Origin of the sequence: Rhodoferax sp. PAMC 29310, from assembly GCF_017948265.1 — a bacterium.
Lineage (GTDB): Bacteria > Pseudomonadota > Gammaproteobacteria > Burkholderiales > Burkholderiaceae_C > Rhodoferax.
In genome coordinates this window covers 646,004-658,301 of the sequence record NZ_CP072852.1, presented here as the reverse complement: position 1 = coordinate 658,301, position 12,298 = coordinate 646,004, and the positions used below count along the sequence as shown (strand labels likewise).

At 59.0% G+C, this 12,298-nt stretch carries 12 protein-coding genes; 7 read left to right on the top strand and 5 right to left on the bottom strand.

The window, feature by feature from the left end; translation table 11 throughout:
- Positions 1-77 precede the first annotated feature (77 nt).
- Both deoC and deoA read left to right on the top strand, forming a co-directional pair.
- Complete coding sequence (gene deoC / locus J8G15_RS03035; RefSeq protein ID WP_210546047.1) at positions 78-887, top strand: deoxyribose-phosphate aldolase; 810 nt, start codon at positions 78-80, stop codon at positions 885-887.
- Positions 888-895: 8 nt separating this feature from the next.
- Positions 896-2,212, top strand: a complete 1,317-nt coding sequence (gene deoA, locus J8G15_RS03030; RefSeq protein ID WP_210546045.1) for a thymidine phosphorylase — start codon at positions 896-898, stop codon at positions 2,210-2,212.
- Between the two features lie 88 nt (positions 2,213-2,300).
- Here the strand turns inward: deoA and J8G15_RS03025 are convergent, their stop codons facing one another.
- A complete protein-coding gene (locus J8G15_RS03025) occupies positions 2,301-3,491 on the bottom strand; it encodes an FAD-dependent monooxygenase (RefSeq protein WP_210546043.1) in 1,191 nt (396 codons plus the stop codon).
- Between the two features lie 104 nt (positions 3,492-3,595).
- Here J8G15_RS03025 and J8G15_RS03020 point away from each other — a divergent pair, with 104 nt between their 5' ends.
- Positions 3,596-4,486 (top strand): dienelactone hydrolase family protein, encoded by an 891-nt coding sequence (locus tag J8G15_RS03020; protein WP_210546040.1) that lies wholly within the window; start codon positions 3,596-3,598, stop codon positions 4,484-4,486.
- A 15-nt stretch (positions 4,487-4,501) separates the two neighbouring features.
- Here the strand turns inward: J8G15_RS03020 and J8G15_RS03015 are convergent, their stop codons facing one another.
- Complete coding sequence (locus tag J8G15_RS03015) at positions 4,502-6,922, bottom strand: Lon protease family protein (protein WP_210546039.1); 2,421 nt, start codon at positions 6,920-6,922, stop codon at positions 4,502-4,504.
- 84 nt (positions 6,923-7,006) lie between these two features.
- Positions 7,007-7,333 carry a hypothetical protein gene (locus J8G15_RS03010; RefSeq protein ID WP_210547436.1) on the bottom strand — a complete coding sequence of 109 codons (327 nt, stop codon included), beginning with the start codon at positions 7,331-7,333 and terminating at the stop codon, positions 7,007-7,009.
- A 128-nt stretch (positions 7,334-7,461) separates the two neighbouring features.
- On the opposite strand from J8G15_RS03010, the gene J8G15_RS03005 reads away from it, so the two are divergent.
- Together J8G15_RS03005 and J8G15_RS03000 are read left to right on the top strand one after the other, a co-directional pair.
- Positions 7,462-8,445, top strand: a complete 984-nt coding sequence (locus J8G15_RS03005) for an LLM class flavin-dependent oxidoreductase (protein ID WP_210546038.1) — start codon at positions 7,462-7,464, stop codon at positions 8,443-8,445.
- A gap of 33 nt (positions 8,446-8,478) precedes the next feature.
- Positions 8,479-8,775, top strand: a complete 297-nt coding sequence (locus J8G15_RS03000; RefSeq protein ID WP_210546035.1) for a DUF4389 domain-containing protein — start codon at positions 8,479-8,481, stop codon at positions 8,773-8,775.
- Positions 8,776-8,911: 136 nt separating this feature from the next.
- On the opposite strand, the gene J8G15_RS02995 is transcribed toward J8G15_RS03000, so the two are convergent.
- On the bottom strand, positions 8,912-9,418 hold the full coding sequence (locus tag J8G15_RS02995; RefSeq protein WP_210546034.1) for a hypothetical protein: 507 nt from the start codon (positions 9,416-9,418) through the stop codon (positions 8,912-8,914).
- 106 nt (positions 9,419-9,524) lie between these two features.
- The gene (locus J8G15_RS02990; protein WP_210547435.1) at positions 9,525-10,712 is read right to left on the bottom strand and encodes a PLP-dependent aminotransferase family protein; all 1,188 of its coding nucleotides are present in this window, start codon (positions 10,710-10,712) and stop codon (positions 9,525-9,527) included.
- A 128-nt stretch (positions 10,713-10,840) separates the two neighbouring features.
- Here J8G15_RS02990 and J8G15_RS02985 point away from each other — a divergent pair, with 128 nt between their 5' ends.
- Both J8G15_RS02985 and nth read left to right on the top strand, forming a co-directional pair.
- A complete protein-coding gene (locus J8G15_RS02985) occupies positions 10,841-11,641 on the top strand; it encodes an HDOD domain-containing protein (protein WP_210546032.1) in 801 nt (266 codons plus the stop codon).
- A 9-nt stretch (positions 11,642-11,650) separates the two neighbouring features.
- Positions 11,651-12,298 carry an endonuclease III gene (gene nth, locus J8G15_RS02980; protein ID WP_210546030.1) on the top strand — a complete coding sequence of 216 codons (648 nt, stop codon included), beginning with the start codon at positions 11,651-11,653 and terminating at the stop codon, positions 12,296-12,298.

Here is a 12,298-nt window from a genome sequence, read left to right as displayed (position 1 = left end):
CAGCGCCAGCGCCGCGGCCAGCGCGTTTCTGGCGGCCCTCATCGCTCAAATTGAACTCCCCCTGCAAAAGCAAGCCCATGACTGCAACACCTATTTCCGAGCCCAGCCACTGGCTCACCGACTTGAGCGCCAGCGCCCGTTTGGCCCTGTCTTGCCTGGACCTCACCAGCCTCAACGCCGAGGACACCGAAGCCGACATTGCCCGGCTGTGCGAGCGGGCACAAAGCCCGTTCGGCCCGGTGGCTGCCGTGTGCGTCTGGCCGCGCCTGGCGGCCTTTGCCCGGCGACAGCTTCCGGCGCACATTGCGGTCGCCGCCGTGGCCAACTTTCCGGATGGGGGCTTTGATGTACAACGCGCTGTTCGCGACACGGCCGAAATAGTTCAAAGCGGCGCGCAGGAGGTGGACGTGGTCATGCCTTATGCCCGCCTGCTGTCCGGCAACGAGACAAGCGTGGCGCAGTTGCTAAGTGCAGTTCGCGCCGCTTGTCCGGGCCTGCTACTCAAGGTGATTCTGGAAACCGGAGAGCTGAAAGACCCGGCCCTGATCGCCCGCGCCAGTCACCTGAGCCTGGACGCCGGGGCCGACTTCCTGAAAACCAGCACGGGAAAGACGACAGCCAGCGCGACCCCCGAGGCTGCGCGCACCATGTTGAACGCCATCGCAGCCCATTCCAGCGCGATGGGCCGGGTGGGCTTCAAGCCTTCTGGCGGCATCCGTATCGTGGCCGACGCTGCCGTGTACATGGCCTTGACGTCTGAAATTTTGGGCCCGCAGGCACTCAACCCGCAACGCTTTCGGCTGGGCGCCAGCAGCGTCTTGACCGACATTGAAGCCATTTTGGGTGGCCAGTCCCAGCCCGTCGCCGCGCGATTTGGCGCCTACTAAGACACCCGATGCTGGCCCAAGAAATTATTCGCCGCAAGCGGGACGGCCACACTCTTTCCCGCGCCGAGATTGACGCCTTTGTGCGCGGCTTGCAGGACGGCTCATGGAGTGAGGGCCAATCCGCCGCCATGGCCATGGCGATGCTCCTTAAGGGCATGAACAGTGGGGAGACGGTGGGCCTGACGCAGGCCATGACCCAGTCGGGCCAGGTCATGGACTGGCGCAGCGCCAACCTCAAAGGCCCGATTCTGGACAAACACTCCACCGGCGGCGTAGGGGACAAAGTCAGCCTGATGCTGGCGCCCATCGTGGCGGCCTGCGGGGGTTTTGTGCCCATGATTTCCGGTCGTGGCCTGGGCCACACCGGCGGCACCCTGGACAAACTCGACAGCATTCCCGGCTACATCAGCACACCCGACCCGGACCGCCTGCGCCGCACTTTGCAAACCGCCGGCTGCGCCATCATCGGTCAAACAGCGGAACTAGCCCCCGCCGATCGCCGGCTGTACGCCATTCGCGATGTCACGGCCACGGTGGAGTCCGTGTCTCTGATCACCGCTAGCATCCTCTCCAAAAAGCTGGCTGCTGGCCTGCAGGGTTTGCTGATGGACGTGAAGGTGGGCAATGGCGCCTTTGCGGCCACACCCGAGTTCGCCCAGGAGTTGGCCCAGTCCCTGGTCACCGTGGCGCAAGGTGCCAACCTGCCCACCCGCGCCTTGATCACCGATATGAACCAGATGCTGGGCGACAGCTGTGGCAACGCGCTGGAGGTGCAGGAGGCCGTTGACTTCTTGTCAGGCAAGCGCCAAGAGCCGCGCCTACTGGCCCTCACCCAAGCCTTGTGCGCCGAGTTGTTGTTGATTGGGCAGCTGGCCACCTCCGCCGGGCAAGCACTGGCCATGGTCAACACCGCGCTGGACAGTGGCGCGGCCCTGACCCAATTCGCCCGCATGGTGAGTGCGTTGGGTGGTCCTGTTGACTTTGTCGAAAAAAGCCGTGACTCTCTGCCCAAGGCACCTGTGCAGCAAGCCATTCTGGCCCCGTGCGCCGGATGGATCAGCGGCATGAGAACCCGGGACATTGGTTTGCTAGTGGTGGATCTCGGAGGTGGGCGCCACAAAGCCAGCGATTCGATCGATGCGCGAGTGGGCTTTTCGGAGTTTGCACAGGTCGGCCAAGCCGTGCGGCAAGGCGATGTGTTGGCCATGGTTCACGCGGCGGATGCTGCCACCGCCGATCAAGCCCAACAAACCTTGATGACACTCATCGAGATCGGCGAAGCGCCCCCGACTGATTTGCCGCCGTTGATCACCCGCTTGTCTTGATGATTGAAGAATATTGATGAAAACAGGCTCTAGCCATCAAAATTAGGGCGGACGAAGCTATATTTTTTATAGCAACAAACATAACAAATCAAGCCGCCACACCCCGATAGAGCCAGGGCACATCCAGCAACCGCTCACCCAGCACTTTCATGGCGGCGTTGCGGCCCCAGCGTGTGGGCCCACTGGCGTGAAAAATCTTGCCGTTGCGAATGGCCCGCGACTGAACACGAGCATTACGTTGCCAGCGCTTCGCCGCGTATTGCGCCAGACGCTCTGACAGGGCACCTCCAGTGACGGGCTTTGGCTCGTGCAATACCTTCGCCAACACAAGCGCATCCTCAATCGCCATGCCCGCGCCTTGCGCCAGATACGGCAACATCGGGTGGGCTGCGTCACCCAGCAAAGCCACACGGCCTTTGGCCTGCTCATGGGCACCGGCCATCGGCGGGCGAATGCTCAAGCCCCACAGCCGCCAATCAGGAATAGCCGCAATCATGGCTTGCAAGGCCGACCCCGTGCCCGCCATCAAGCGCTGCAGTTGCGGGCCATTGGCGTTGTGATCCCAATAGGCCAAGTCGCCTTTGATGGTGCCATGCACGATGGCGACCACATTCAAATAGTCGCCCCGACGGACGGGGTACTGCACCACATGCAAGTTCGGCCCCAGCCAGGCCGTGACGTGCTGTGAGCGCATGTGCGCGGGCAAACTGCTTTGAGCAATCATGGCGCGATAGGCCAGTTGGCCCGTCGGTGCGGGCACACCGTCATTCAGCAATTGACGGCGAATCAGGCTGAACCCACCGTCGGCACCAATCAGCGCATCGCCTAGCGCAGCCCGCCCGTCGGACAGGCGCAGGCTCACTCCCTCGTCACTCTGGCTGAACCCCGCCACCTCGCTTTTTAACGACAACAGCACCTGGTCGCGGCGGGTCAGCTCCGCCAACAGTAAATTGTGCAAGTCTGCCCGCTGAATCGTCACATAGGGTGACCCGTACCGCGCCTCAATCGTCGCCCCCAATCGCAGCACGCCCAACTCTGTGCCACTCATCGCACTCCTGACTTGAAGCCGATCAGGCACCGCCACCACGGCCTCAAGCGCCGCCTTCAAACCCCAGTCATGCAGCACGCGAACGATGTTGGGGCTGAGTTGAATGCCCGCGCCCACCTCAGAGAAGGCGGGGGCCCGCTCGAAGAGTGACACCTCAGTGCCAGTGCGGGCACAGGCCAGCGCGGCTGCGAGGCCGCCAATGCCTCCGCCGGCAATCAAAATTTTGCTCATGAATCTGTTTTCCTATAACCCCTACGCCAACGACGACATCCATTCAAAGCTCGACCTTGGGCCGAGGGCTCGGTATGCTTCAATTTTTTTTTCGGAGCATCACTATGACACGCCTCACCGCCCAAGACTTTGATCAAGAACTGTTGATTCTGTTTGATGCCTATGTGCACGGCACGATTGATCGGCGCGGCTTTCTGGACGGTGCGCAAAAGTTTGCGGTGGCCGGCATGACGGCAGGCATGTTGCTGACCGCACTGAGCCCCAAATTTGCGCAGGCGCAGCAAGTGCCCATGGACGACGCGCGCATCAAGACAGAGCGTGTGGAGTTCGCCTCGCCCAATGGGTCCGGCACGGTCAAGGGCTATCTGGCTCGACCGGCAAAAGCCACTGGCCCCTTGCCCGCCGTGTTGGTCGTGCATGAAAACCGGGGACTCAACCCGCACATTGAAGACATCGCCCGGCGACTGGCCCTGGACAACTACATGGCCTTTGCCCCGGATGCGCTGACGCCACTGGGAGGCTACCCGGGCGACGAAGACAAGGCTCGCGAATTATTTGCCAAGTTGGATCAAACCAAAACCCGGGAGGACTTTGTTGCCGCAGCAGGCTACTTGAAGTCCCGTGCAGACAGCAATGGCAAGATTGGAGCCGTTGGTTTTTGCTACGGCGGTGGCGTGGCCCACATGCTGTCAACTCGGTTGCCTGACCTGAATGCAGCGGTGTCCTTTTACGGCAATCACCCTGCCGCTTCCGATGCGGTCAAGGTCAAAGCACCCTTACTGATTCACTTTGCCGGCACGGATGAACGTATCAACGCCAGCTGGCCTGCCTATGAAAGCGCCCTCAAGGCGGCAGGTGTTCGTTACACCGCCCACCAATACGCGGGAACGCAACATGGTTTCAACAATGACACGACCCCCCGCTTTGACGAAGCCAGCGCCAAACTGGCGTGGGACCGCACCCTCGCCTTTTTCAAGCAAACCCTGCGCGCCTAAACCCAGGGACCGCCCTCAATGCGGCCGACGGCGCGGCATTTTGGGCTCGTCTGCCAACTGGCAGGCCCGGCGATAGGCTTGCAACGCTTTTTGGGCGCTGCCCAGCACACTGTCGGCATCGTACCCACGCACGCTACCGGGCATGCCACTGGGGAAACCTGTCAGCAACGCCATGCCGTCACTCACATGCTCCGCCGTGTAAATATGAAATAGGCCGTTGGCCACAGCCTGCACCACGGACGGGGCGAGCATCAGGTGGCGTCGATTGCGGTGGGGAATCAATACGCCCTGGCGCCCATCCAGCCCCGCCGTTTCGCAAATACGGAAGTAACCTTCAATCTTCTCGTTGATGCCCCCCACAGGCAAGACTTCACCGTGTTGGTTCAACGCCCCGGTGACGGCAATGCCTTGGCGCAATGGCAAGCCGGACAAAGACGACAGCAGGGTATACAACTCCGCACAAGAGGCCGAGTCGCCTTCCACCCCGTGATACTCCTGCTCAAACACAATAGAGGCGTTCAGCGCCAACGGTGCAATGTGGGCAAACAGCGCTGATAGATAGCTGTGCAAAATCAGCACGCCCTTGTCGTGAATGGGTCCTGACATCTCCACTTCTCGCTCAATGTTGAGCAAACCTTCATTGCCGGCGTAGGTGCGAGCGGTGAGCCGCACCGGGAAGCCAAAACGGTAGTCCCCTTGGTCAATCTGGGTCAATGCATTGATTTGCCCGACGCTGTCACCATGCAGCGTGATCAGCCGGTCACCATCGGTAATCGACTCTTGCAAGCGTTGATCGGGGTAGTCATGGCGGTTTCGCCGGGCCTGAAGCGCAGCTTCCACATCCGCCGATTCTACCCGCTTGCCACCGTGGCCCCGGCAATGCGCCGCGCTTTCCATGACCGCCGCCTCCATTTGTGAAAAAATCGCGCTCATGCGAGTCTGGTCGTCCACCGCGCGGTGCGCATCTTCCAGCAAGCGCACCACTGCCGGCGCTGAAAAATGCGTTAAACCCATACGCTGGCACAAATGCGCCACGTACACCGCCGAAGCCTGGTAGGTTTGCGCGTCAGCAGCAAAGCTTTCAGCAAAGTCCACTTTCACCCGAAAGCGGCGCGAGAACTCGGGGTCGGCTTCTTGCAACTCGTAGTACTGGCCGGTCGAACCAATCAGCACAATCTTCACCTCCACATCCACCGCCTCTGGCGCCAGAGACACTGCGGCAATGGGCGTGAACATGGCGCCCGGCTCTTCAATTTGCAGGCGACCTGAGCGTGAAAACCGGCGCAGCTTCTCCCACACCAGCGCATCCGACACCACATCGCGCAAATGCAGCATGAGGTAGCCTCCATGGGCCTTGAGCAAACTGCCCGCGCGAACGCGGGAAAAATCGGTCTGTAAGGCATCTTCCTGCGAGCGGTACTCAATACTGCCAAACAGCGAGTGAAAGGTGGGATTCTCTTCAATGAGTACGGGTGCGCCAGCCAACTCCGCGTTGTCTACTGCCAGATTGACACGGTAACGCGACAGCACCGGCAACAACGTCTCCAGGCGAGCGAGCTCGTCGGTATCGGAGGGCAAAAACACATCCAGGTTGTCCAGCACATCCTGGGCGACCTGGTCCAAATAGCCGCCAAGCTTCACCGAGTCCTTGATCTGGCGCTTCAAGCCGACGCGGATTTCCTGCATCTCGTGGTCCAAGACGGGCTTGATCAGCTTGCGGCGCAGGGCCAAAACGGCTTCACCCATGGCTTTTTCCAGCGGGCGCATCTGCTCCAGGTAACGGCTAATTTCCTCGCGCAACTCCTCTTCAGCCACGTCAATCTCGGCGCGCCGCTCCTTGGGCAACGAGCGGGCCTCGCTTTCTGTCAGCGCCTGTCCGGTGTCGCCCAGCAAAGTGAACACCAAATGGCCTTCTTCGCGAAACAGGGCGAAATGACGTTGTTCTGCAAAAGCACTCAAAGCGTCATAGGCCTTGGTGTCCTGGTCTTTCCAGCGCTTTTCGATGTTAGTGCTATCGGCTTTGAAGTCCGCACCGACCAGGCGCAAGGGAATTTCCTTTTGCAGGTTTTTGCACATTTGAAGCATGTGCTGGCGCAGCAACCGCCCCTGCCCGGCAGGCATGCGAAGGGCACGGGGCTTTTCCGGGGCGTCAAAGTTATGCAGGTAGCACAGGTCCGGCGGAATGGCCTTCTCGGCGGCCACTTCCTGCATGAGAGACTGCAGGAGAGAAGAGCGGCCGCTGCCGACCTCGCCCAGCACAAACAGGTTGTAGTCTGGCTGCTCCATCGTCAGGCCAAAGCGCGCAGCAGTTTGCGCGCGGGACTGCCCAATCCAGGGCAAAGGCAGATGCAGCAGATCGGAGGTATCAGCAAAACCCAGCGACTCGGGGGTGATTGAAACCCCCAACTCAGATGAAGACAGACTGGAAATGGTCATTTATTTTTTTCCTTTGAGAGAGGGTGTACTATTTCCGCGATCCCAGTGTTGACCAGTTTGTTGCATTTCGCAAATTCACGGTGCCTAGGCCTGCCACACGCCATACCCTTGTTGGCGCAACGCAATTCCCAGTTCAATCTCCATGTCCTGCGCAGCCGCGTAGGGCATCGGGTTGTAGCGGGTGTAGAGCGAGGGCAGCAGGCGAAGCCCCCATTGGCGAACAAACACATTGCTTTGAATTCCAGCCATGTGTTTGTCAAAACGAATGTCGGGGTCCAACCCGGTCATTCCCACATAGACAAAGGGTTTGCCTAGCTGGTAGTTGGGGTTGCAGCGGCGAAACCGGGCCACATTCCAGACCTCGTCTGACAACTGAACCACATAGACGTGGTAATGATGGCTCTTGGGTATTCGCTGCGCTTTCGCCACGGGTTCTGACTGTTTGGTATTCAATAGTTCATTGTCAACGCAAACCGATCGGCGACTGTCATCGTCCGCCTGCAGCTTGTGGTTTTGACTTTTGGCCCAAGATATACAAAATGATTCCTTTTTCCGTCCTAGACCTCTCTCCCATCTTGCAGGGTGGCGACGCCGCACAATCGTTTCGCAACACCCTGGATTTGGCCCAGCACGCCGAGCGCTGGGGCTACCAGCGCTACTGGCTGGCGGAACACCACGGCATGCCCGGCATTGCCAGCGCGGCCACGTCCATCCTGATGTCCCATGTGGCCAGCGGAACCAGTCGCATTCGGGTGGGCGCTGGCGGCATCATGTTGCCCAACCATTCGCCGCTGGTGATTGCTGAACAGTTCGGCACACTGGAGTCGCTCTACCCCGGCCGCATTGACCTTGGCTTGGGCCGCGCGCCGGGCTCAGACCAAGTCACAGCCCGGGCCCTGCGCCGCAATTTGGCGTCCGATGCGGACGAATTTCCGCAAGATGTGCTCGAGTTGATGGACTATTTCTCGCCTCAGTCCAAAAATCCCGTGCGTGCGGTGCCTGGACACGGGTTGAATGTGCCGATCTGGATTTTGGGCTCCAGCCTTTTTGGTGCGCAATTGGCCGCAGCACTGGGCTTGCCTTACGCTTTTGCCTCGCACTTTGCGCCCCAGCAAATGTTGCAGGCTATTGCGCTGTACCGGGCCAACTTCAAGCCGTCGCCCCATTTGCCAAAACCGCATGTGATGCTGGGCTTCAACGTCTTTGCCGCCGACAACGACGAAGAAGCAGCGTTTCGCGCCACCTCCATGCAACAAGCCTTTGTTAACCTGCGCAGCGGGCGTCCCGCTGCGCTGCCGCCACCGGTGGCGGATTACCCCAACTTGGTCGGGCCGGCCGAGCGGGCCTTGTTGGACAGTGTTCTGGCCTGCTCCGCCATTGGTACACCCGGCAAGGTACGCGATGGAGTGAACGCCTTCATCGCACGCACCGGGGCAGACGAGTTGATGATTACCTCCGCCATTTACGACCACGCGCAGCGCAAACGGTCCTATGAAATCGCCTCTGGCGTTTTCTCAGACTGACGACAAGCCACCCCTCCAACGAAAGAATCCGTTATGAATGAACAGTTTTCCGAACCAAAAGCCGACCGATCCATCTGGGCCCGTGGGCTTAAAACCATCTTGATGGCCCTCACCTACCAGCTGGCCAGTATGGTGCTGCTTGCAGTCGGCCTGTTCCAGTTTGCCTGGACCTTGATCAACGAAACGCCTAACTTGCCGCTGATTCGCCTAGGGCGCAGTTTGGGTCGCTATCAGAACCAGATTGCACGTTTTGTGAGTTTTGACAGCGAGACCGTCCCATTTCCGTTTTCTGACTGGCCAAATGACGATCCTGATCACCCAAAGGATTGACATATTTGCCGCACTGCGCGGAACAAGCCGCATTTATCCGCCAAAAACAACTTATTGCTCGCTTAAGCAACGGACGGGAAAGGTGTACTCCAGCACATTCCGTCCCCAAGTGAAGTACGTCAGTTTCTGACCTACGCTACAACAGCAAGGCGCCGAAGTGGCGGGCGAAGGCATGGGTGGTTTCAGCGCTCAGACGGTCGCCAATGAAGATTTCAATACCCCGCAGCAGCTTGCGTAATTCCGCAGGACTTTTGCAGCGGTCAATGGCCTCATGGATGGGAACACCGGCCGAGCCCAGCCGCTCCCGTACAAATGCGGACGCCTCATCCCTGACTGACTCAAATGCCTGTGGGTCAGTCGCCGCTCGGGGTGGATCATTCACCGGCGCAGCCGCGAAGCCGGGTGCACTGGGGGCTTGCAAGACCGCCACCTCACCAGTGGGCACGATGAGCGCGTGCTCAAGCAAGACATTCAAAACCTCCGCTAACTCCCCAGCCCGCACCAGCGCACCGAGATCGTTGACGGTCTTGCGGCCATCGACCACGATCAATAGCCGGCGTTGCAATGGGCTTAACTCAACACCGCGCTCTGCCACGACAGAGCGGCCTCTTTCGGTCTTGATGTAAATCAAACCAGGATTCATCCTTGCGTACCCATATTGTTGCGATCCCATGCTGAAGGCATTATCTTAAGCAGGATGCAGACTGCAAACGACAACAAGTTGCTACGACGCTTCGCTGCTTAAAGCTTTATAGAGCTTGACCGAGGCGGGCAATACCCTCCTCTATTCGGTCTACGCCCACTGTGGCGAAACTCAGACGCAGAGTTGACAAGTCTGGGTCATGGGCGAAAAACGGTGCGCCGGGTACAAAGGCCACCATTTTTTCGATGGCTCGTTTGGCGAACTCAGGTGCTGACGTGCTCTTGCCATTGGCACCCGTCAGGTGCGCCCAGAAGAACATGCCTCCCTGCGGTGCATTGAAGGCAATAGAGTCACCCAATTCGCGCTGCAATGAGGCAGCCATGACACGGGCGCGCTCGGCATAGGTCTGGCGCACGACGGCCAGAGCGCCGTCCAGGCGATTAAGCGTGAGGTAATGGGCAGCGGTAGCTTGAGTCAGGTTGCTGGTGTGTGCGTCGCTGAATTGCTTGCACATGGTGGCTTTGGCCAATAACTCGGGCGGCGCAATCAACCACCCCACACGAAGCCCTGGCGACAAAATCTTGCTGAATGAGCCACAGTGTGCCAACCACTCGCGGCTGCCGGGCACCTCGCCGCTCAGGGCCAATAGGCTGGGCGGCGGCGGCGTGTCGAAAAACAGTTCCCCGTAGGGATCGTCTTCCACGACCAACGTTTTCGTGCGCGCAGCGATTTCCAGAATGCGTTTGCGACGCTGCAACGACAGCGTGGCGCCGCTGGGGTTGCCGAAGGTCGGAATCAAATAAACCAATTTGGGCTTGTGCTCTTCAATCAGCTTTTCCAACTTATCCACGTCCACACCGTCAGCATCAATCGGCGCACCAATGATGTGTGCGCCGTAGAGACGGAAGCATTGAATGGTGGCCAGGAAAGTGGGGGCCTCCACAATGACTTTGTCACCGGGTGAAATCATGGTTTTGCCAATCAAATCCAGTGCCTGCTGACTCCCTGTGGTGACAATCAAGCCATCTGGCGTAACTTTGGCGCCCTTGTTGGCCATGAAGCCACTTATGCCCTCACGCAGTGGTCCGTAGCCTTCGGTGGCACCGTACTGCAGCACGGCACCTGGCGCATCAGTCAATACCGCGTTGCTGGCCTCCTTGATACCTTCCACATCAAAAAGCGCCGGATCAGGAAAACCACCCGCAAAACTGATGATGCCGGGCCGGCCCAAAAGCTTGAAAAGCTCCCGAATGGCGGAGGTTTCGACGTTGTTAAGGCGATCAGCGAATTGCATTGACATGGGCTTTCTGTAAAGGGTCATGAATAAAAACTGTCACACCTGGCCTGGGGTTTGCCAGAGGCTCACGCATTTGGGGTAAATTGTCCCTCATTGTTATGTACTACAAACAAGGATAAAAATTCATGTCAACTCTTGATTCCTTTTTCGCCACTGTCAAGCTGCCCACGATTTCGGAAGTGGCGCATGAACTGATCAAGACACTCAATGACGAAGATGCCTCCATGGTCCAGGTCGGTGCCATCATTTCCCGCGACCCTGCGTTGACCGCCAAACTCCTGCGGTTGGCGAACAGCGCTGCGTTTGTGCTGCAACGCAGTGTCAGTTCCGTTGAAGACGCTATGGCCATGATTGGTATGGCCAAGGTGCGTACCTTGTCGCTGGCCTCCTGCCTGAGTGAGTCCTTCCCGGTACTACCAGGGTTGGATCCCAAGGAATTCTGGCAAACCAGCATGGCCACTGCCAGCTACGCTCAATGGATGGCCACCCGGATTGGTGCCGACGCCCAACAGGCTTGGCTCACTGGCATGATGGTTCGCCTGGGTGAGTTGTTGATCGGTCAGGCCGACCCCGTCACCCTGAAAGAAATTGAAAGACTGCCGCACATCCCTGGTGGCCGATGGGAGCGAGAAAAAGAGTTGGTCGGATTCACCGAAGGTCAGGTCACCGCTGAGTTGGCACGCCGCTGGAACTTCCCTGCTGAAGTGGTCACTGCGTTGCAACAGTCCTTTGAGCCACTGGCCCACAAACCCTTTTCGCGATTGGCCGCCGTCGTTCATCTGGCCGACCTTTTGGCCGAAACACCCGATGCAACAGCAGAGGCGCTGGACGACCTGCCCGCAGACTTGGTGCGTGCCTTGCTTGGCGACGGCAAGTGGCTGCATGAAAAATTTCCGGCGGCCGACTCCTTTGTCAGCCTTCAATGATCGGCTGACATGAAGTTGGCGGCCATTGAAGCGTTTTTTGCCACTCTACAGGCTGCCAATCCGCACCCCAAGACCGAGCTTGAGTACAGCTCGGAGTTTGAGTTATTAGCGGCCGTCCTGCTGTCTGCCCAAGCCACTGATGTGGGAGTCAACAAAGCCACCCGTCGCCTGTTTCCTGTTGCCAATACGCCCCAAAAAACTCTGGATTTGGGCTTGGAGGGATTGGAAGGTTACATCAAGACCATCGGCTTGTACCGTTCCAAAGCCAAGCATTTGATGCAAACCTGCCAGATTCTGGTGGAACAGCACGGCAGTGTGGTGCCCCATACCCGGGAGGCGCTTGAATCCCTGCCAGGTGTCGGCCGTAAAACTGCCAACGTGGTGCTCAATGTCGCGTTTGGTCAGCCCACCATGGCGGTGGACACCCACCTGTTTCGCTTGGGAAACCGAACGGGCCTCGCCCCAGGAAAGACGCCGCTTGAAGTTGAAAAAAAACTGCTCAAACGGATTCCAACCGAGTACATGGTCAACGCCCACCATTGGCTGATTTTGCATGGGCGATATGTCTGTCAGGCTCGAAAGCCCCTGTGCTGGCAATGCGGTGTCAGCGCCTATTGCGACTTTAAGCCAAAGACGCCCCTGCCTCGCACGGCCTAG